Source organism: Pseudomonas sp. P7548 (assembly GCF_013386585.1).
In the GTDB taxonomy this organism is placed as follows: Bacteria; Pseudomonadota; Gammaproteobacteria; order Pseudomonadales; family Pseudomonadaceae; genus Aquipseudomonas.
The window spans coordinates 170639-189777 of record NZ_JACARO010000038.1; the positions used below are offsets into that span (position 1 = coordinate 170639).

Below are 19139 nucleotides of genomic sequence, written 5' to 3' on the forward strand. Positions count from 1 at the left end.
GGTATGTCCGAGCAGCAGCACGTCCGTGCTGACGGGACGGTCACGTTCCTTCCGCACCGGCTCAACCGCCATCCCGTTGTCGTGCGCGGCCTCACCGCCGACGAGCTGTGGATCTGCTGCGGCCTGTCCGGCGCCGCCGGCCTGCTGGTCGGTGCGCCGCTGTCCTGGGTGTTCCGCACGATCGCGCTCGCGCCCACGTTCGTCGTGCTGGGCGTGGCCTTCGGCGTGTTCATCGGGGGCGGCATCCTGCGTCGCCTCAAGCGTGGGCGTCCCGACACCTGGCTGTATCGGCAACTCCAGTGGCGCATCGCCACGCGCTATCCGCTGGTGGCGGGCTGGGTGGGCGGCCATGTGCTGATCTCACGCTCCGGCTTCTGGACCACCCGAAGGTCTGCTGCAAGGGGGGCACGATGAGCCGCTTCAAGAACGAGATCACCCATCTGCAGGCGCACATCAAGACGCTTCGCCTGGGTGCTGGCGCGCTGGTCATCGTCGCCCTGGTCATGGGCGGCGGCTGGTGGAGCGCTCCGCGCGACCTGACCATCCACGTCCCGCCTGATCTGCGCTCCGGCAGTACCCGCAAGTGGTGGGAAGTGCCGCCCGAATCGGTCTATGCGTTCACGTTCTACGTGTTTCAGACCCTCAACCGCTGGCCGACGAATGGCGAAGAGGACTATGCGCGTAATCTCCACACGCTCTCGCCGTACCTCACCCCATCCTGCCAGGCCTTCCTGCGGGCGGACTACGACTATCGCCGCTCCACGGGCGAGCTGCGTCAGCGCGTGCGCGGCATCTACGAAATCCCCGGTCGCGGCTACGGTGACGACCCCACGGCGCGCGTGCGCGTGGTGTCCGACCGCGACTGGGTGGTGACGCTGGACATCACCGCAGACGAGTACTACGGGGCGGAACAAGTCAAGCGGGCTTTGGTGCGCTACCCCGTGAAAGTCACGCGGGTGGACATCGATCCCGCTCGCAATCCGTTTGGCCTGGCGCTCGACTGCTACGAGGGTGCGCCCCAGCGCATCAGCACACCGGAGCCGTCGCGCCCGGCACCTGGCGGCCTGTCTCCGCAAGCGCCTCAAGGAGAAACCCCATGAAGCACCTTGTACTCGCACTGCTGGGGCTGCTGGCCGTCGCCTCGGCTCCTTTTGCCCAGGCCGTGGAGATCCTTCGCTGGGAACGCATGCCCCTGGCCGTGCCCCTGCGTGTCGGGCAGGAGCGCGTCGTGTTTATCAACCGGAACGTCCGCGTGGGCGTGCCCGCGGGCGTCGGCGAGCGCTTGCGGGTGCAGAGTGCGGGCGGCGCGGTGTACCTGCGCGCGAGCGAGCCGATCGAGCCCACACGGCTGCAATTGCAGGATGCCGACACGGGCGCGCTGATTCTGCTCGATATCGCGGCCGAGCCGGCCAAGGACGGCGAAGCCGAGTTGGAGCCGGTGCGCATCGTCGAGGGCGACAGCGCCCCGACGCGCTATGGCGATCAAGCCGACGGAGCAGACGACGCCCCGGCGCGCGCCCAGGACCAGGCAGGCGCGCGGGCAGCGCGGCGTGAAACCCCGGTTCCGGTCGTGCTGACGCGCTTCGCCGCGCAGAACCTCTACGCACCGCTGCGCACCGTGGAGCCGCTGCCGGGCGTCATGCGGGTGAACCTGCGCCGCGATCTCGACCTCGGCACGCTGGTGCCGACGCTGCCGGTGCGCGCAGTTGCGCTCGCCTCGTGGCGTCTGGAAGACCAGTGGGTCACAGCCGTGCGCCTCACCAATAGCAGCGGCGGCTGGATCACCCTGGACCCGCGCGTGTTGCAGGGCGATTTCCTCACCGCCACCTTCCAGCACGAAGCACTCGGCCCGCGCGGGACGCCAGAGGACACGACCGTCCTGTACTTGGTGACGCGGGGGCACGGCCTCGCGCAATCGCTGCTGCCGGCGATCAACCGCTTCGACCCAGCCGTGCATCTGCCGCAGCCCGAAGCCGAGGCCACCGACGACAAGGAGGCCCGCCATGCGCAGTAACGGACTCCTGAAGTGGTTAATGATCCCCGTGGCCCTGCTGGTGCTGTTCGTCGCCATCCGGCTGTTTTCGGGTGGAGGCTCGTCGGCGCCGCCCGCTGCGGATGCCGGCGCCAAGCTCACGCCGGAGGAGATGAAGGCGCTGGGCATCGAGGGCGATACCCCCCGCGATACCGTGGCGACGCTCGTGGCGCAAGTGAAGCAGTTGCGCACCGAACTGCAGACGGCGCTGTCCGACAACAAGTCCCAGCGCGAAGAGAACCAGCGCCTGCGCCAACGCGAGAACTCGATCGACCAGCGCATCAATTCGGCGCTGGAGACCGAGCGCTCCAACCTGCGCCGCGACCAGCAGCAGGCAGCCAGCGAACGCCAGCAGACCGAGGGACTGCTCGCCGACCTGCAGCGGCGCCTGGAAGGCATCGGCGGGCGCGGCGGCGGCCACGCCGATCTACCCGTGGGCCTGGGGCTGCGTAACGGCGACGAGGCAGGCATGGAAGGCGGCGTGCGCTGGGTCGAGCCGGACGACGCGAAGCCCGCTGATGGGCGTAACGGCAGTCGCGGCACGGGTGGCGGCATGAGCTTTCCGACGAGCTTCGGCCCCGCGCAGAGCACGCTGGAAACCACGGCACAAACCGTGGCGAACGCGGGCGCCCGCGCCGCAGGCGTCAAGAGCGCCAAGCCGGTCTATACGGTGCCGACCAACTCGACGCTGATGGGATCGGTGGCAATGACGGCGCTGATCGGCCGCGTGCCGATCGACGGTACGGTCAACGATCCGTATCCGTTCAAAGTCCTGGTCGGTCCCGACAATCTCACGGCAAACGGTATCGACATTCCCGACGTGGCGGGCGCCGTGTTTTCCGGCACGGCCTCGGGCGACTGGACGCTCTCTTGCGTGCGCGGCCAGGTGCGCAGCATCACCTTTGTGTTCCATGACGGGACCATTCGGACGATTCCCGAAGACCGCGACGGCAACCAGCAGAACAACCAGCAGCAGAACTCTCAAAGTGGGGGCCTGGGCTGGATCAGCGATCCCTATGGCATTCCCTGCGTCAGCGGAGAGCGGCGCAGCAACGCCCAGCAGTACCTCGGTTCGCAGGCGCTGATCACCGCGGCGGGTGCTGGCGTGGCCTCGCTCATCGACAGCGACAGCGGTCAGATGTCCTACGTGGGCGCAGACGGTTCCATCGGCAGCGTCGGCATTTCCAGCAACGAGGCCGTAGGTCGCATCCTGGCCGGTGGCGTGCGCGACATGGCCGATTGGGTGAACAAGTTGTACGGCCAGGCCTTCGCCGCCGTCTATGTCCAACCCGGCGCAAAGGTCGCCGTCCACCTCGAAAAGCCGCTCGCCATCGATTTCGATCCCGAAGGTCGCAAGGTCGATCACCGTGCAGGAGAAAGCCATGCTCTCGAACTTGAATAAGGGCCTGGCGCTGGCCCTTGCCGTCGCGGTGCTCGGCGGCTGCGCCACCAGCAAGGAAAAGCTGCTGCCCCACGGCGACAGCACGATGATGGACATCTGGCAGCAGAACGCCGGTGACGGCGGCGGTGGCGCCGGCCAGGTGGCACGCAGGCAATTGCTCGACGCGCGCCAGAGCCTGCGCCGGCCGCTGACCGAGATGGATGTACAGGCCGCGCCCGCCGAGCAGATGCGCTACACGCGCACAGCGCGCAACGAGGTCTATCGCCAGTTCCAGCGCCTGCCGAATCCCGACCTGGTGATGTACGTGTACCCGCACCTGGCAGGCACGGACCCGGTGCCCGTGCCGGGCTATACGACGGTTTTTCCCTTGTACCAGCGCGTGCAGTACGCCATGCCGGGCGAGCGCGTGGAGGACTACTGATGCGCTGGAAACTCCCCTGGCACAAGTCGGCCGCGCCGAAGCTGGCCGCATCCGGCGCAGGCGATGACGAGCGGCCGGAGGGCTGGCAACGCCACGTCGAGGCCTTGCGCCAGGCCGGCATCCCAGAACCCGGCACGGCGGTCCATGGCCGCAGGCCGGCGACCGTGGCCGACGAGCAGGCGCTGTACGACGTCGCGCCGTCGTTCGCGGAATTCCTGCCCTGGGTGGAGTTCCTGCCCGATTCGAAGTCCATGCTGCTGGAAGACGGGCAATCGGTCGCGGCATTCTACGAGCTGGTGCCGCTGGGCACCGAGGGCCGGGAACCCGGCTGGCTCGCGCATGCCCGCGACGCCTTGGAGAACGCGCTCCAGGACTCGTTCGATGAACTGGACGAGAACCCCTGGGTACTCCAGCTCTACGCCCAGGACGAACCCAGCTTCGACCAGTACATGCAGACCCTGCGCGACTACGTGCAGCCGCGCGCCCGCAATACGGCTTTCACCGAGTTCTACCTTCGCTTCTTCGGACACCACCTGCGCGCGGTAGCGAAGCCGGGCGGGCTGTTCGAGGACACGGTGGTCACGCGGCTGCGTTGGCGCGGCCAGACGCGGCGCGTGCGCATGGTCGTCTATCGCCGGGCCACCGGGCAGGCGAGCCGCCGCGGCCAGACGCCCGAGCAGATGCTGAACATCGTCTGTGATCGCCTGTGTGGCGGGCTGGCGAACGCCGGCATCCAGGCCCGGCGCATGGTCGCGGCCGACGTCCATGACTGGCTACTGCGGTGGTTTAACCCGCGTCCCACGCTGCTCGGCCCTGGGGTCGAGGACCGCGAACGCTTCTATGCGCTGGCACGCTACCCCGACGAGACAGAAGACGGTGAGATCGAGCTGGCGAGCGGACGGGATTTCAGCCAGCGGCTTTTCTTCAGCCAGCCACGTTCGGACGCGGAGCACGGCACCTGGCACTTCGACGGCATGCCGCATCGTGTGCTGGTCACTGACCGGCTGCGCATGCCGCCCGGCACGGGGCATTTGACTGGCGAAACTCGCAAAGGCGATGCGATCAATACGCTGTTCGATCAGATGCCCGAGGACACGACGATGTGTCTGACCATGGTGGCGACCCCCCAGGACATCCTCGAATCGCACCTGAACCACCTGGCGAAGAAGGCAGTCGGCGAAACACTGGCATCGGAACAGACGCTCAAGGATGTGCAGGAGGCCCGCTCGCTGATCGGCAGCGCGCACAAGCTGTACCGGGGAACACTGGCGTTCTATTTGCGCGGCCGGGATGAAGCCGAACTGGACCGGCGCGGCCTTGATCTGGCGAACGTGATGCTTAACGCCGGTTTGCAGCCCGTGCGCGAGGACGATGAAGTCGCGCCTTTGAACAGTTATCTGCGCTGGCTGCCGTGCTGCTACAACCCGAGCCAGGATCGACGGAACTGGTTCACCCAACTGATGTTCGCCCAGCACGTGGCGAACCTCTCACCGGCCTGGGGCCGCAGCCAGGGCACGGGCCATCCGGGTAATACGTTCTTCAATCGAGGCGGCGGGCCGATCACCTTTGACCCGCTCAACCGCCTGGATCGGCAGATGAACGCGCACCTGTTCCTGTTCGGCCCCACCGGCTCCGGCAAAAGCGCAACGCTCAACAACCTCTTGAACCAGGTCACGGCCATCTACCGGCCGCGCCTCTTCATCGTGGAAGCCGGCAACAGCTTCGGCTTGTTCAGCGATTTCGCCAAGCGCCTGGGCCTGACTGTGAACCGGGTCAAGCTGGCCCCTGGCTCGGGCATCAGCCTGGCGCCGTTCGCCGACGCGCGTCGGCTGATCGAAACGCCGAGCGACGTGCAGACGCTGGATGCCGATGTGCTGGACGAGGACATGCCACCCGATGCATCGGCCATGGAAGCGGACGAGCAGCGCGACGTACTCGGCGAGTTGGAAATCACCGCACGGCTGATGATCACCGGCGGCGAGGATAAAGAAGAGGCCCGGATGACGCGGGCCGATCGCTCGCTCATCCGCCAGTGCATCCTCGACGCCGCCGAGCATTGCGTGGCCGAGAAGCGCACGGTGCTCACGCGCGACGTGCGCAACGCGCTGCGCGAGCGCGGCCAGGACCCAACGCTGCCAGAGATGCGGCGCGTGCGGCTGCTGGAGATGGCAGATGCCATGGACATGTTCTGTCAAGGCACCGATGGCGAAATGTTCGACCGCGACGGCACGCCGTGGCCCGAGGCCGACATCACCCTGGTCGATCTGGCGACCTATGCCCGCGAAGGCTACAACGCGCAGCTTTCCATCGCCTACATCAGCCTGATCAGCACGGTGAACAACATCGCCGAGCGCGACCAGTACCTGGGCCGCCCGATCATCAACGTGACCGATGAAGGGCACATCATCACCAAGAACCCGCTGCTCGCGCCCTACGTCGTGAAGATCACGAAGATGTGGCGCAAGTTGGGTGCCTGGTTTTGGCTCGCGACGCAGAATATCGACGATCTGCCGCGCGCCGCGGAACCCATGCTCAACATGATCGAGTGGTGGATCTGCCTGTCGATGCCGCCGGACGAGGTAGAGAAGATCGCCCGGTTCCGCGAACTCTCGCCCGCGCAGAAAGCGCTGATGCTTTCGGCGCGCAAAGAGGCGGGGAAATTCACCGAGGGCGTCATCCTCTCCAAGAGCATGGAAGTGCTGTTCCGCGCCGTGCCGCCGAGCCTGTACCTCGCGCTCGCGCAAACCGAACCCGAAGAGAAGGCAGAGCGCTACCAGCTCATGCAGCAATACGGCTGCACCGAGCTGGAAGCAGCTTTCAAGGTCGCCGAGAAGATCGACCAGGCACGCGGCATCGAGTCGCCGGCCTTGGAACTGTCGTAAGCCGGAGAACACCATGGAGCAGAAGCGTCCTTCCATTCCGATACAAGTCCAGGCGTTCCGCCGTCGCCACAGGCGGCCCCGCTGGCCTTGGGCCTTGACTGCTGCGCTGGTCGCGCTGCTGCTGATCTGGCTCGTGTCCCGGTCGCCCGGCGAATCCTCATCGCAGTCGCCCACGCCGGCTAGCACGGCGCAGATGGCCGGGCCGCCCTGGAAAATGGGCAACCCCGAGGGCCGTTTCACACTGACGCTCTATGCCGATCTGGAATGTCCGTTCTGCCGGGAGTACTTCCCGCAGCTCAAGCGCTGGGTCGGCAGCAACGCCGACGTGACCCTGCAATGGCATCACCAGCCGCTGGCTGCGCACGAGCCGGCCGCGTTGGCCGAGGCGCGTCTGGTCGAGTGCGTCGCCGAAGCCGGCGGGCATGCTGCCTTCTGGCGAGCCGTCGAGTGGGTCTATGCCCACACGCGCAGCGACGGCCTGGGACTGCCCGATGGCCTGCGCTACCCCGAATCGACGCCGGCCGTCGAGCAGTGCATGGCAAGCGAGCGGGTCGACGCGGCCATCCGCGCCCAGGCCGCGGAAGCCACGAAAAGCGGCGTGACGGCCACGCCGTCGCTGCGCCTGCTCGATCGCCAGACGGGTCAGTCCATCCTGCTGCAGGGACCGATCGAAGGCGATGCCTTGCTGTCGGCCATGGACATGCTGTCCGCTGATGAACCACCCGCCACACCCGCCACCGAAATGCCTGCCGACGTTGTCGGCGACATGCCCAGGTAGCCCGCGGTCCTTGAGGCTACGGCGCAGTCTTCTGCGCTGACCGCTCCCCGTTCGCTCCGCATCCTGGCCGCGAACAATCACCTCTGCGTGGTGGTGGATGCACCTTGTTCCGTTGTTCTCATCCCCAGGAGGGCTTGCCCTCCCAGGGCGTGCGCCCTCTGATCTCATCATCCGGAGGTTCGCCATGTCTCTCGTCGTCAATGACTCCTGCGTGGAGTCGCTTTCCGCTGTCGCAGCCCAGCGTGAGGACTGGATCATCCAGCAGGCTATCGCGCTGCTGGAGAGACGGATCTTCAAAGTCGGACCGTGCCTCAGCCGACCGGCCGCCGTGCGGGACTACCTGCGTCTAAAACTGGTCGCTGAGCCCAACGAGGTATTCGCAATCGTTTTCCTGGACAGCATGCACCAAGTGTTGGCCTACGAGCCGATGTTCAGGGGCACGATCAATTCGACTGCGGTCTATCCCCGTGTCGTCGTGCAGCGTGTATTGGAGCTGAAAGCCGCCGCAGTGGTCTTCGCGCACCAGCACCCCTCGGGTGTCACTGAGCCGTCGAGCGCCGATCGTGCGCTGACCCAGCAACTGCAGGCAGCGCTGGCGCTGATCGATGTTCGGGTACTGGATCACATCATCGTTGGCCAGGGGATTCCGTACTCCTTCGCGGAGCACAGCTTGCTGTAGCGCATCGTTCATTGATCACAACGGGGGCTTCGGCCTCCGTTTCTTCCTTGCCCCGAAGCAAGCAGGTATGCGGGGTGTCCGCGATGCGCATTGTTTGTGGGGGCTGCACCGGATTCGGCGTTTGACTATGGCCCTGATCAACTTCCGGGGCACGTGTCATGCCAGCATCTTTTCCCAGGTTCGCGCCAAGCTGGCGAGCCCTTGGCCTGGCCGTTGCACTGCCGGTGTCCTTGGGTGTCTTTAGTCCGGCCACATTCGCTGCCGATGTGCTGGTCATCACCGACAGCCGCCATCCGGTCAAGACCATGGGCGGCGAGCGGCTGATCGAGCTGGACGAAGCGCACCGGATCGAAGCGGAGCTTTCTGCGGAACTGCCCGCCGAACCCGAGCAGGCGACCGCCATCGTCAAGCGCCGACTGAACAGCGGCGGCACCGATCTCCAACGCCGCATCGCTTCCGCCTACCAGGGCGTCACCGACGCGTGGAGCCTGGGCATCACCAGCATCCCGGCCGTCGTGGTGGATCAACGCTACGTCGTCTATGGCGAACCGGATGTGGCCCGCGCAGTCGCTCGCATCGAGCAGCACTGGAGGGCCCAGCCGTGACCCGCCCATTCGACCTGATGCGCCGCCTGCGTGCTGGCGTGGCGTCCGTTCTGCTGCTCAGCGCCACGGGCAGCTACGCGCTCAACACCGCAACCATCGTCGGCTCGGTGGCATCGCCAGACTGCCTCGAATACCGCGTCGTCGGGATCTGCTACTGGCTCTACTGCACCTGGACGGGCTGTACGGTACGCACGTCCATCAAGGTCCGCCACTACATCCCCGATGCGATCGTCTCCAGCTACAGCAACACCGGCGAAAACCCCTGGATCGAAGTCCGGCCGATGAGCACGCCCAACCCATCCGCCCAAACCGGCGGGGACGGAACGACGAACGAGGACCACGAAAACAACCTCGCCAAGTTCAAGAACGCGGACGTCATCGGGCACCCGGGCGTCGAGGTGTTCAACCAGTTCGTGTCGTCCTCGGGCTACTTCTGCGAGGGTGCGGGCACGGCGTTCATGCCGTACTTGCTCGGCACCCTGGACACGCTGGCCTGGCGCTACAACGTGCCCGAGATGGCCTACCCGGAGGCGCTAATTCCCGGCATGCGTGAGGTCGGTGCACGCACCACGATGAACCTCTGGGGCAACGTGTATCCCCGCGGGGGTTTCCTGCACCAGACCGACGACCACAAGGCCAGTGCAGTGGTGGCCCAGCGCGCAGGCGATGTCGTCACGCGCCGGGGACAGATCCACGTTTATCAGCCGCTGCTCGCCAACTCCCGCGATGGCTACTGGCCGGCTGGCGCGCTCATGGAGAGCGATGCCTCGACGGGCAAGTGGCAGGAACTCACGCCAGTCCTGTCCTCGTCCTGCTCGGTCTTCCCGCGCAGCGGCGCCCTGACACAGGCCCGGCAAGGCGATTACGCCTGGGCGCTGTGGCGGCCCTATGCGTGCTGCGAACGCCGGGGCCAGGTGTTTCTCGGCAGCGTCGATTTCCTCTGAGGTGGTGCCATGAAGTTCCGTCCTGCATTCAATCCGTTCTCCCGCCGGGTACGTCGCACGAGGATCGTCATGGCGGTGGCCGGTGCGCTCGCGCTGACGAGCGGTGTGGCCTGGAGCCAACTGGGCTACCAGACCGGCGGCAGTGTCATCGGCGATGACGTCATGTACTCGATCGGCGGCGGAAACGCCGTGTCGATGGGACGTGCGGCTGGCATGCGCTCTCTCGGGGTCGGCGTGGGCTGGAACAGCAACTTGATCTGCGGTGACATGAGCATCCAGACCACGTTGAAGAATCAGCTCAACGGCGTCACCAACGGCTTCCAGCAAATCATGTCATCGGTGATCCAAAGCGCCACCAGCGCGGTGGCGTCGTTGCCGGCACTGATCATTCAGCGGGCCGATCCCGGCCTCTACAACCTGCTCACCAATGGCGTGTTGCAGGCACGGCTCGATTTCGACCGCTCCAAGCTGACGTGCCGTGCCATGGCGGAGAGGATGGCCGAGACGGCGGGCGGGCAGCTCGGCTGGAGCCAGATGGCAGAAGGCTTGGCGCTGCGCGATGCGGTGTCGAGCACGGATGCGGTCTCGGCCGTCGAGCAGGCCGAGACGCGCCGCGGCAATGACGGTGTGCCGTGGGTCGGGGGCAGCAACGCGGGAGGCTCCGGCCAGCCCGCGATCAAGGTCGTCGGCGATGTCACCCGCGCCGGCTACAACCTGGTCAACGGCCGCGGCGTGACCGATACATCGTCCATCGCACCGACCAGTTGCAGCAGTCTCTCGTGCCAGACCTGGACCTCGCCGCAGGCCGCCGTCGAGTGGGCCACGCGCGTACTCGGCGAGAAGGAACAGCGCACTTGCGATGCCTGCACCAAGACCGAGACGACGCCCGGCGTAGGGCTGACGCCGTTGATCCAAGAAGAATACGACGCCAAGCTGCAGGCGCTCCAGGATCTGGTGTCCAAGGCGAAGAACACGACGCCCGAGAACCTGCGCGAGGCTGGCAGTGCATCGCTGCCCATCACCCGCGGCGTGATCGAGGCGCTGCGTGACGAGCCGGACCAGCACCTGCTGTCGCAGCGCCTGGCGTCCGAGGTCGCGCTGTCCTCCGTGCTGGAGAAGGCGCTGTTGCTACAGCGCACGCTGCTCACGGGCAAGAAAGAGCCCAACGTCGCGGCCAACGAGCTTGCGGTGGAGGCCGTGAACAAGGAGAGCGATACGCTCGACCGCGAGATCCAGAACCTCAAAACGGAACTGGAACTGCGCCGCGAGCTGGCCAACAACTCGCCGATGGCCATCATTCAGCGCCATAGCACGCGCGCTTCGGGTTCGCGCGGCATCTACGAGGGCGATCCGGTGCCCGACCGTCTCGACCAACTCCAGAAGGGCAATCCGGGAGGTCGGCCATGAGCGAGGCTCGCATGACTTGGCGTCCACTACGCTGGCTGTTCAGCCGGCACGCGGCGAAAACCCTGCTATGGCTTGTGCTGGTCGTGGCCGCCGCCGTAGGGGCCAACGTCGCGGGCATCTACCTGGTCGGCAGTGTCGCGGCCTGGGAGCGGTGGCTGGCGGCGTCCGCAGGGTATTTCTTCATCTGGCGACTGTGCCTGTACGGCGGTACGGCCTATGGATGGGTCTGGATGCGCCGTCGGCTGCTGGCCCGCGAAGACAGCACGCAGGCGCGACGTCGGCTGATCCGCGCAGAGGTCGCCGGCGTCCTTGCCATTGTGGCGCTCGAAGCCAGCCTGTTGATGCAGGCCGCTTGAGGGGAGATCGAGGCAATGACGCTTTTCACGACCGACTACCTGGAGTACTACCTCACCCTCGTGTCCTGGATCGTCAACAACGGCATCTGGGCCGTGCTGGTGTCCAGCGGGGTGTTTGCGCTGCCCTTTGTGGCGATCGTCATCCAGGAATGGCTCAAGGCCAGAGCGGAGGGCGCCGACGAAGGCAACAAGGGCGTGCTCTCGGCGGCGCGCATCGAGAACCGAGTATTTGTGGCCATCGTGGTCGTGATGTTCGCCGGCATTCCGTTCATCGACGTCGACCTCAGCACTATCCAGTACGACAGCTCGCGCTCGGCGCAGTGCCAGGTCAGCGTGCCGCAGCCCGCGCAAACTGGCTGGTCGCAGTCCTTCAGCACCATCAACAACCAGTCGGCGAAGGTTCCGGTCTGGTGGGCTTTCATGCACGCGCTTTCGCGCGCCGTCACGAGCGCCTCGGTGGCTGCGATCCCGTGCGGCACGGATCTGCGGCAGATGCGGATGGAGATCGATGCCACACGCATCGACGACCCGGTGCTGGCCCAAGAAGTGGCGGATTTCACGCACGATTGCTATGGACCGGCTCGCGCCAAATTGTTCATGGCGCGGCCGGAGCTGGACGAAACGCAGATGAACGATGTGACCTGGATCGGTTCGAGGTTTTTCACGGACACGGGCGGTTACTACGACAGCTACCGCTCTAGCACGGCGCGCGAGGCATGGCCCTATGACGACACCCGCGACGCTGGGCTTGCGCAGGTTGCCAATGGTGGCGGCTACCCGACCTGCAGGCAGTGGTGGTCCGACGGCAGTAACGGACTGCGCGCGCGGCTGCTGGGGCAAGTGGACCCAAGCCTGCTGAATCGCCTGGCGGGCTGGGCTGGATTCCTGAGCCGGGCCGAGGTGGACGACTCCGTGATCCGCGCCATCGCGTCACCGCGGCAGCAGAAATTGAACCAAGGCAGCGTCTATACGGACTACGGCGGTCAGATCGACAAGACATTGCCCAATGTCGTCAACCGTGCCACCAGCGATGTTGGCTTGGCGGTTGGGGCTCTCGCCGCCTTCCCGGCAATGGACGTAGTGCGCCAAGCACTGCCCATGGTGCTCGCGCTGCTCAAGATGGCGCTCGTGATCTGCATTCCGCTAGTGCTGGTCGTGGGCACCTATGACCTGAAGATGGTCGTCACCGTCAGCACCGTCCAGTTCGCGCTGTTCTTCACGGACTTCTGGTTTCAGCTCGCACGCTGGATCGACAGCACCATCCTCGATGCGCTCTACGGGTGGGGCTTTGGCTGGAACCGGCCGCATACCAACTTCGACCCGCTGGTGGGGCTGAACAATGCCTTCGGCGACATGCTTTTGATGTTCGTCACCGGCACGATGTTCTTGGTCCTGCCGACTTTCTGGGTGGCAGCGCTTGGGTGGGTCGGAGTAAAAGCCGGGGTAATCGCTCAGAACCTGGCTGTCGGTTCCAAGGAAGCACGCGACAGCGCGGGATCAGGCGTAAACAAGGTTACCGGCAAGGTGCTTTGATCGGTCGCCCATTTCAGTCGTTGAACGGATCGTTCGGGTCGTGCGGGTCGATCCGCTGACCGCTGGACGAATACAGGCCAAAGCCTGCCTCGCCGTTTCGCAGTTCGTCCGGTTGCGTCCAGCGATCATCATTGACCGTCGAATTGCTGGCCGTCCATGCTGCGGCAACCCCAACCAGAAGCACCAACGCCAGCCAGAACGCGGCGTAGAACAGCAATCCCAGCGCGACCAGCTTCACTACCCATACGAGCACGGTGGCCCCGGCAAGCGGCATCCCCTTGGAGGCGAGCCAACACGACAACCTTCGCTCGCCGCGCGCATAGGCGCGCCATCCACGGCCAACGCTGCGGCCGAGGCGTTCTGCGGTGCTGATGCGGGTTGTCGTGTTCATGGTCGTCTCCTGCTACATGAGGAATGCCTATTCCAGTTTGCTCCAATCCTGCTTGCTTGCCTGCACCAATACGTTCCAATCGTCTGGTGGATTTCCACGTCCGAGCATTTTCTCGAACACGGCATAGGGATCTGACTTGCTCCCCGAAGACCGCAAGGTCTGCTCATCATTGACCCAGGCGTACACGATGACCTTGGCCTTCGAGTCGTACCGGAAGAACAACCGGAACCGCCTTCCGATCTTGGCCCTTCGCCAGTGCCGGTGGGCCAGCCCCAGGGTGTTGCCCTGGCGGTACTCGTCGCGTGCCGGATCACCGGGCACCACATCTAATATCAACTGGTTCAAGGCCCGGAAGAGCTTGACGTTGGCGTTGGACTCGAAGCCCTCCGGGTCGTTCTCCTGCGCGCGCCGTGCGGCTGCGTGCAGCTTCTGCAACTGCTCGATCACACAGTCGTGGAACAGCAATGCCCAGCCATGCCGTTGCATCAGAGTTCCACTTCGCCGTCGATTTCCTCGTCCAGCTTCACGCCGTGACCCGCTTGCTCCAGCATGGCGCGAGTTAGATCCTCGGGCAGACCATGGACGTTCCGGCCCGCCTCGATGTCGCGGGCCAGCAGACTCAGGAACGCACCGATGGCGGGGTCCTCGTGCTCGGCGTCGGCACGGGTCACGACGACTTCTCCGTCACGCAGGTCGAACGCAACCTTGCCGCCGGCATCGACACCGAGCGCCTGCCGGATGGGCTTGGGCAGCGTGATCTGGCCTTTGGAGGTCAGCGTGGCAACTTCATGAATGGCAGGCATGGCCGTTCTCCTAATAGCGATGCCCTGATGGTAAGGAATATTCCTTACCATGTCAATATGGGGTCTCATGGCGTCCTCCCGAGTCCAAGAATCGGCCCATCGTAGGGCGGGAACACCAAGCCTTCACGCATCAATCCGGCCCGCCGAACCTCGCATTGGCCGTGGACGGTCAATGCCCCACGCCCTATACCCAAATGGTTAAAGGCTAAAGGGCCGAAAGGGCAAGGGAATGGGGTGCAAGGGGAAAGGCCCTACCTCGAAAAGGCGAAAAGGCCCCCCGCTCGGCCCACCACCAGGACACCCGCATGCTCTTTCTGTTCCAGCGGAAACGACCTCCGGTCGCTGCCGCTCCGTCGCCAGCGCCCGCCCTCGATCTCCCGAAAGGGCTGCTGCGGCCCGAGTCGGCCGCATCGCTGCTGGCCACGCCGCGCCGGCAGAAGCTGCTGGAATACATCTGGCAGCGCACCTCCCTCTCGCGCAAGCAGTTCGTCACCCTGTACCGCACGCCGCTGGAACGATATGCCGAGCTGGTCCAGCAATTTCCCGCTTCCGAAAGCCACCATCACGCTTACCCGGGCGGCATGCTCGACCACGGCCTGGAAATCGTCGCCTACAGCCTGAAGCTGCGCCAGTCCCATCTGCTGCCCATCGGTGCCAGCCCCGAGGACCAGGCGGCGCAGTCCGAGGCCTGGACCGCCGCCGTCGCCTACGCGGCACTACTGCACGACATCGGCAAGATCGCTGTCGATCTGCACGTCGAACTCGCCGACGGCAACACCTGGCATCCCTGGCACGGGCCGCTGCTCCAGCCGTACCGCTTCCGCTATCGTGAGGATCGTGAATACCGCTTGCATAGTGCTGCAACAGGTCTGCTCTACCGCCAACTGCTCGATCGGCACGTCTTGGACTGGCTCAGTGGCTACCCGGCGCTATGGGCCCCGCTGCTCTACGTCTTGGCCGGACAGTACGAGCATGCCGGGGTCCTGGGCGAGCTTGTCGTGCAGGCTGATCGCGCTTCTGTGGCTCAGGAGCTGGGTGGTGATCCGGCCCGCGTCATGGCAGCACCCAAGCACGCACTGCAACGCAAGCTGCTCGACGGGCTGCGTTATCTGCTCAAGGAAGAGTTGAAGCTGAACCAGCCGGAAGCCTCCGATGGCTGGCTCACCGAGGATGGTTTGTGGCTGGTGAGCAAGACGGTTTCGGACAAACTGCGCGCACACCTCCTGTCTCAGGGGATCGATGGCATTCCTGCGAACAACACCGCCGTGTTCAACGTGCTGCAAGACCACGGCATGCTCCAGCCCACCTCGGACGGCAAAGCGGTCTGGCGCGCGACCGTGACCAGCACGACCGGCTGGTCCCATTCGTTCACCCTGTTGCGTCTCGCTCCCGCGCTGATCTGGGAGTCTGGCGAGCGACCAGCACCTTTCGCGGGCACGGTAGAGATCGACGCGACGCCCGCGGAAAACGACGCCTGCATGTCGGCTCCCGCGCCTACCGTCTCGGTGAACCCAGCGCAGGGAGGTCAAGAGCCTCCGATTTGGGAGGGCGACAGCACCACCATCGTTTCACCGCCCGCAGCCCAGCCCGTGCCCGACGTCATGGAGGATTTGCTCGCGATGGTGGGCTTGGGTGAGTCGGCCGGCGTTGGCCAGGATGCCGAGGAGTTCCTCCACACCCCCGCGCCAGCAACAGCCGCGACGTCCATTCCATCGCCTGCACCTGCACCCGCGCCTACGCCTGGGTCATCGGCAACGAAGCCATCCGGGGAACAGTTCATGGTTTGGCTGAAGCAGGGAATCGCCTCACGACGGCTCATCATCAACGACGCGAAGGCACTCGTGCATACGGTGAATGAGACGGCCTACCTGGTCAGCCCGGGTGTGTTCCAACGCTATGCGCAGGAGCATCCCGAAGTGGCCGCACTCGCCAAGCAGGAGAATCAACAGGATTGGCAGTGGGTGCAGAAGCGCTTCGAGAAGCTGCAGCTACATCGAAAGCAGCCCAATGGCCTGAACATTTGGACCTGTGAAGTCACGGGCCCGAGGAAGTCCCGCCGACTGCATGGCTACCTCCTCGAAGATGGGTCCTTGGCACTCGCCGAAATACCGCCCAACAATCCCTATCTTGCTCTGACTCAGGAAGGATGACGCGATTCGGGCATTGATCGCCACCGTCGTGTGGCGACGATCAATGCCCCGCGAAAATTGGCAACATTTGGCGAACTGAGCTACTCGGCCCGCGCCAACTCCTGTGCAAGGAACGGAGCGGTTCTGCTGCCAGACGTTCGGGCCACCTGCTGAGGGGAGCCCGCCACCACGATGCTGCCGCCGGCAGCGCCTGCACCAGGCCCCACGTCGATCACCCAATCGGCCTGGGCCACCGCGCGCATATCGTGTTCGATCATCACTACGGTATTGCCGGCATCGACCAGGCGCTGCAACTGCACCAGCAGCCGGTCGGCGTCCGACGCATGCAGCCCGGTAGTCGGCTCGTCGAGCACGTACAGGCTTCGGCCGCGCTGGCTGCGCTGAAGCTCGGTCGCCAGCTTGATGCGCTGCGCCTCGCCACCGGAAAGCTCAGTGGCTGGTTGTCCCAGGCGCAGATAGCCCAGTCCGATGTCGCGCAGCAGTTGCAGGGGCCTTGCCACCGCGTCTTCACCCGCGAAGAATTCGCTGGCCTCGTCCACGGTCATCTGCAGCACCTCGGCGATGTTGCGCCCGTTCCACTGCACCTTCAGCGTGGCCTCGTTGTAGCGCGCGCCATGGCAGGTCGGGCATGGCGCGTACACGCTGGGCATGAACAGCAGTTCCACGCTAACGAAACCCTCGCCCTCGCAAGTCTCGCAGCGCCCCTTGGCGACGTTGAACGAGAACCGTCCGGCATCATAGCGGCGGCGTCGAGCATCGGGCGTGGCAGCGAACAGCTTGCGCACATGGTCGAACAGGCCCGTGTAGGTGGCCAGGTTCGACCGCGGCGTGCGCCCGATCGGTTTCTGGTCCACCTGCACCAGACGCTGTACGGCGTCCACGTCGCCCGCCAGATGGCCGCCGGTCGCTTCGATCACTGCCGGCCCTTCGCTGGTGGCGCTTTCGGCTACATCGTCTTCCGGCTCGTGGCCCAGGTGCAGCAGCACCAGCTCCGGCAGGGCCTGCGCGACGAGGCTGGACTTGCCCGAGCCGGAGATGCCGGTGACGGCCGTCAGCACGCCCAGCGGAATGCGCGCATTCACGCCATGCAGGTTGTGGCGGTGAATGTCCTGCAGCTCCAGCCAGCCGGTCGCTTCGCGTGCCCGGCTTCCCGGCGCGGGGATCTCATCGAACAGGTAGCGTGCAGTACGCGATTCGGCAATCTTGCGCAGGCCATCCGGCTCGCCGCTGTAGAGCACGCGGCCGCCACGCTCCCCAGCATCCGGCCCGACATCCACCAGCCATTGCGCGCGGCGCATCAGGTCCAAGTCGTGCTCCACCACGAACACCGAGTTGCCGGCGTCGCGCAGCCGGTCGAGCGCGTCGTACAGGGCCTGGCTATCGGAGGGGTGCAGGCCCGCGGAGGGCTCGTCGAGCACGTACACGACACCGAACAGCAGGGAACTCAATTGCGTGGCCAGCCGCAGGCGCTGCAACTCGCCGGCCGAAAGCGTCGGCGTGGCCCGGTCCAGCGTCAGGTAGCCCAGGCCCAGCCCACGCAGTTGGCGCAGGCGTGCCATCACGCCACCGGCCAGGCGCTGCGCGGCGAGGCGCTTTTCTTCCGATAGCGCCGAGGTGCGGCGCACGTCGGGCGATACCGCATGGACGGCGCGGCCGGAGGCCGCGCGTTCGGCACGGTCGCGTCGGGTCGCTTCCTTGTCCGTAGCCGCCCCCGCTGCATGGGCGCGGAAATCGCCCTGGGCGATGGGTTCGAGCAAGGCCGCCAACTGGTCCAGCGGCATCTGCATGAACGCGCCGATGTCCACGCCGGCGAAGGTGACCGACAGCGCCTCGGGCTTGAGCCGCTTGCCGTGGCAGGTGGGGCACGGTTTGCCCTCCATGAACCGGGACACGCGCTTTCTCATCAACGCGCTCTGGGTGTTGGCAAAGGTGTGCAGCACGTAGCGCCTGGCGCCGGTGAAGGTGCCCATGTAGCTCGGCTCCATCTTGCGCTTGAGCGCGGCGCGGGTTTCGGCGGGCGTGAAGCCGGCGTACACCGGCACCGTCGGTGTTTCCTCGGTGAACAGAATCCAGTCGCGATCCTTCTTCGGCAGGTCCTTCCACGGTCGGTCAACGTCGTAGCCCATGCTGACCAGGATGTCGCGCAGGTTCTGGCCTTGCCAGGCGGGGGGCCAGGAGGCGATCGCCCGCTCGCGGATGCTCAGGGAGGGATCGGGCACCATGATGGCCTCGGTCACCTCGTACACATGGCCCAGGCCGTAGCAGGTCGGGCACGCTCCCTGCGGCGTGTTGGGCGAAAAATCCTCGGCGTACAGCATCGGCTGGTTGGCCGGATAGGCGCCGGCGCGCGAATACATCATCCGCACCAGGCTGGACAAGGTGGTCACACTGCCCACGGAGGAACGCGCGTTGCTGGAGCCCCGCTGCTGCTGCAGCGCCACCGCCGGCGGCAGGCCGTCGATCGCATCGACGTCCGGCACGCCGGCCTGCTCGATCAGTCGCCGCGCATAGGGGGCCACCGACTCGAAGTAGCGTCGCTGGGCCTCGGCATAGATGGTGCCGAAGGCCAGCGAGGACTTGCCGGAGCCGGAGACACCCGAGAACACCACCAGCGCGTTACGCGGGATGGAGACGTCCACCTCCTTGAGGTTGTTCTCGCGCGCACCGCGCACTTCCACCATGCCGCTGGCCGCAGCGGTACAAGAGGATTCACCGAAAGAATTGTTTGGCAAGTTTTTATCCTGTAGTTCGTCCCG

18 protein-coding genes are annotated in these 19139 nt (G+C 65.6%); 14 read left to right on the top strand and 4 right to left on the bottom strand.

Annotated elements, in window-relative coordinates; all coding sequences use genetic code 11:
* The first annotated feature begins 3 nt into the window (after positions 1–3).
* The 13 genes from HX803_RS16505 (at position 4) to HX803_RS16565 (ending at position 13039) form a co-directional block, all read left to right on the top strand.
* The gene (locus HX803_RS16505; protein WP_003158639.1) at positions 4–414 is read left to right on the top strand and encodes a TIGR03750 family conjugal transfer protein; all 411 of its coding nucleotides are present in this window, start codon (positions 4–6) and stop codon (positions 412–414) included.
* Positions 411–1100, top strand: a complete 690-nt coding sequence (locus HX803_RS16510) for a PFL_4703 family integrating conjugative element protein (RefSeq protein WP_009876605.1) — start codon at positions 411–413, stop codon at positions 1098–1100. The genes HX803_RS16505 and HX803_RS16510 overlap by 4 nt, the downstream gene beginning before the upstream one ends.
* A complete protein-coding gene (locus HX803_RS16515) occupies positions 1097–2014 on the top strand; it encodes a TIGR03749 family integrating conjugative element protein (protein ID WP_009876606.1) in 918 nt (305 codons plus the stop codon). The genes HX803_RS16510 and HX803_RS16515 overlap by 4 nt, the downstream gene beginning before the upstream one ends.
* Positions 2004–3434 carry a TIGR03752 family integrating conjugative element protein gene (locus HX803_RS16520; RefSeq protein ID WP_011871453.1) on the top strand — a complete coding sequence of 477 codons (1431 nt, stop codon included), beginning with the start codon at positions 2004–2006 and terminating at the stop codon, positions 3432–3434. The genes HX803_RS16515 and HX803_RS16520 overlap by 11 nt, the downstream gene beginning before the upstream one ends.
* Entirely contained in the window at positions 3415–3855 is a 441-nt protein-coding gene (locus HX803_RS16525; protein WP_003158644.1) for a TIGR03751 family conjugal transfer lipoprotein, read from the top strand. The genes HX803_RS16520 and HX803_RS16525 overlap by 20 nt, the downstream gene beginning before the upstream one ends.
* The gene (locus HX803_RS16530; RefSeq protein ID WP_009876609.1) at positions 3855–6737 is read left to right on the top strand and encodes a conjugative transfer ATPase; all 2883 of its coding nucleotides are present in this window, start codon (positions 3855–3857) and stop codon (positions 6735–6737) included. The genes HX803_RS16525 and HX803_RS16530 overlap by 1 nt, the downstream gene beginning before the upstream one ends.
* A 13-nt stretch (positions 6738–6750) precedes the next feature.
* On the top strand, positions 6751–7515 hold the full coding sequence (locus tag HX803_RS16535; protein ID WP_011871455.1) for a DsbA family protein: 765 nt from the start codon (positions 6751–6753) through the stop codon (positions 7513–7515).
* Positions 7516–7699: 184 nt separating this feature from the next.
* A complete protein-coding gene (locus HX803_RS16540; RefSeq protein ID WP_009876611.1) occupies positions 7700–8194 on the top strand; it encodes a JAB domain-containing protein in 495 nt (164 codons plus the stop codon).
* A 158-nt stretch (positions 8195–8352) separates the two neighbouring features.
* On the top strand, positions 8353–8799 hold the full coding sequence (locus HX803_RS16545; protein ID WP_011871456.1) for a TIGR03757 family integrating conjugative element protein: 447 nt from the start codon (positions 8353–8355) through the stop codon (positions 8797–8799).
* The gene (locus tag HX803_RS16550; protein WP_009876613.1) at positions 8796–9743 is read left to right on the top strand and encodes a TIGR03756 family integrating conjugative element protein; all 948 of its coding nucleotides are present in this window, start codon (positions 8796–8798) and stop codon (positions 9741–9743) included. The genes HX803_RS16545 and HX803_RS16550 overlap by 4 nt, the downstream gene beginning before the upstream one ends.
* 69 nt (positions 9744–9812) lie before the next feature.
* On the top strand, positions 9813–11150 hold the full coding sequence (locus HX803_RS16555) for an integrating conjugative element protein (protein ID WP_009876614.1): 1338 nt from the start codon (positions 9813–9815) through the stop codon (positions 11148–11150).
* A complete protein-coding gene (locus HX803_RS16560; protein WP_009876615.1) occupies positions 11147–11506 on the top strand; it encodes a hypothetical protein in 360 nt (119 codons plus the stop codon). Before HX803_RS16555 ends, HX803_RS16560 begins: the two co-directional genes overlap by 4 nt.
* A 15-nt stretch (positions 11507–11521) precedes the next feature.
* Positions 11522–13039 carry a conjugal transfer protein TraG N-terminal domain-containing protein gene (locus HX803_RS16565; protein WP_009876616.1) on the top strand — a complete coding sequence of 506 codons (1518 nt, stop codon included), beginning with the start codon at positions 11522–11524 and terminating at the stop codon, positions 13037–13039.
* Between the two features lie 13 nt (positions 13040–13052).
* Here HX803_RS16565 and HX803_RS16570 read toward each other — a convergent pair whose 3' ends face one another.
* Genes HX803_RS16570 through HX803_RS16580 form a run of 3 tightly spaced genes read right to left on the bottom strand, consistent with a single transcriptional unit; the run spans position 13053 to position 14233 of the window.
* Positions 13053–13430, bottom strand: a complete 378-nt coding sequence (locus HX803_RS16570) for a DUF3742 family protein (RefSeq protein ID WP_011871459.1) — start codon at positions 13428–13430, stop codon at positions 13053–13055.
* A gap of 27 nt (positions 13431–13457) precedes the next feature.
* Positions 13458–13916 (bottom strand): type II toxin-antitoxin system YhaV family toxin, encoded by a 459-nt coding sequence (locus tag HX803_RS16575; protein WP_009876618.1) that lies wholly within the window; start codon positions 13914–13916, stop codon positions 13458–13460.
* Positions 13916–14233 (bottom strand): type II toxin-antitoxin system PrlF family antitoxin, encoded by a 318-nt coding sequence (locus HX803_RS16580; protein ID WP_009876619.1) that lies wholly within the window; start codon positions 14231–14233, stop codon positions 13916–13918. The genes HX803_RS16575 and HX803_RS16580 overlap by 1 nt, the downstream gene beginning before the upstream one ends.
* 305 nt (positions 14234–14538) lie before the next feature.
* Between HX803_RS16580 and mobH the strand changes: the two genes are divergently transcribed.
* Positions 14539–16383 (top strand): MobH family relaxase, encoded by a 1845-nt coding sequence (gene mobH, locus HX803_RS16585; protein WP_009876620.1) that lies wholly within the window; start codon positions 14539–14541, stop codon positions 16381–16383.
* 80 nt (positions 16384–16463) lie between these two features.
* Here the strand turns inward: mobH and HX803_RS16590 are convergent, their stop codons facing one another.
* Entirely contained in the window at positions 16464–19115 is a 2652-nt protein-coding gene (locus HX803_RS16590; RefSeq protein ID WP_020924950.1) for an excinuclease ABC subunit UvrA, read from the bottom strand.
* Between the last annotated feature and the right edge of the window lie 24 nt (positions 19116–19139).

Bases quoted from the DNA above. Each gene is read 5' to 3' on its own strand.
- HX803_RS16505 (WP_003158639.1), top strand. From the start codon at position 4: ATGTCCGAGCAGCAGCACGTCCGTGCTGACGGGACGGTCACGTTCCTT.
- HX803_RS16510 (WP_009876605.1), top strand. From the start codon at position 411: ATGAGCCGCTTCAAGAACGAGATCACCCATCTGCAGGCGCACATCAAG.
- HX803_RS16515 (WP_009876606.1), top strand. From the start codon at position 1,097: ATGAAGCACCTTGTACTCGCACTGCTGGGGCTGCTGGCCGTCGCCTCG.
- HX803_RS16520 (WP_011871453.1), top strand. From the start codon at position 2,004: ATGCGCAGTAACGGACTCCTGAAGTGGTTAATGATCCCCGTGGCCCTG.
- HX803_RS16525 (WP_003158644.1), top strand. From the start codon at position 3,415: ATGCTCTCGAACTTGAATAAGGGCCTGGCGCTGGCCCTTGCCGTCGCG.
- HX803_RS16530 (WP_009876609.1), top strand. From the start codon at position 3,855: ATGCGCTGGAAACTCCCCTGGCACAAGTCGGCCGCGCCGAAGCTGGCC.
- HX803_RS16535 (WP_011871455.1), top strand. From the start codon at position 6,751: ATGGAGCAGAAGCGTCCTTCCATTCCGATACAAGTCCAGGCGTTCCGC.
- HX803_RS16540 (WP_009876611.1), top strand. From the start codon at position 7,700: ATGTCTCTCGTCGTCAATGACTCCTGCGTGGAGTCGCTTTCCGCTGTC.
- HX803_RS16545 (WP_011871456.1), top strand. From the start codon at position 8,353: ATGCCAGCATCTTTTCCCAGGTTCGCGCCAAGCTGGCGAGCCCTTGGC.
- HX803_RS16555 (WP_009876614.1), top strand. From the start codon at position 9,813: ATGGCGGTGGCCGGTGCGCTCGCGCTGACGAGCGGTGTGGCCTGGAGC.
- HX803_RS16560 (WP_009876615.1), top strand. From the start codon at position 11,147: ATGAGCGAGGCTCGCATGACTTGGCGTCCACTACGCTGGCTGTTCAGC.
- HX803_RS16565 (WP_009876616.1), top strand. From the start codon at position 11,522: ATGACGCTTTTCACGACCGACTACCTGGAGTACTACCTCACCCTCGTG.
- HX803_RS16570 (WP_011871459.1), bottom strand. From the start codon at position 13,430: ATGAACACGACAACCCGCATCAGCACCGCAGAACGCCTCGGCCGCAGC.
- HX803_RS16575 (WP_009876618.1), bottom strand. From the start codon at position 13,916: ATGCAACGGCATGGCTGGGCATTGCTGTTCCACGACTGTGTGATCGAG.
- HX803_RS16580 (WP_009876619.1), bottom strand. From the start codon at position 14,233: ATGCCTGCCATTCATGAAGTTGCCACGCTGACCTCCAAAGGCCAGATC.
- mobH (WP_009876620.1), top strand. From the start codon at position 14,539: ATGCTCTTTCTGTTCCAGCGGAAACGACCTCCGGTCGCTGCCGCTCCG.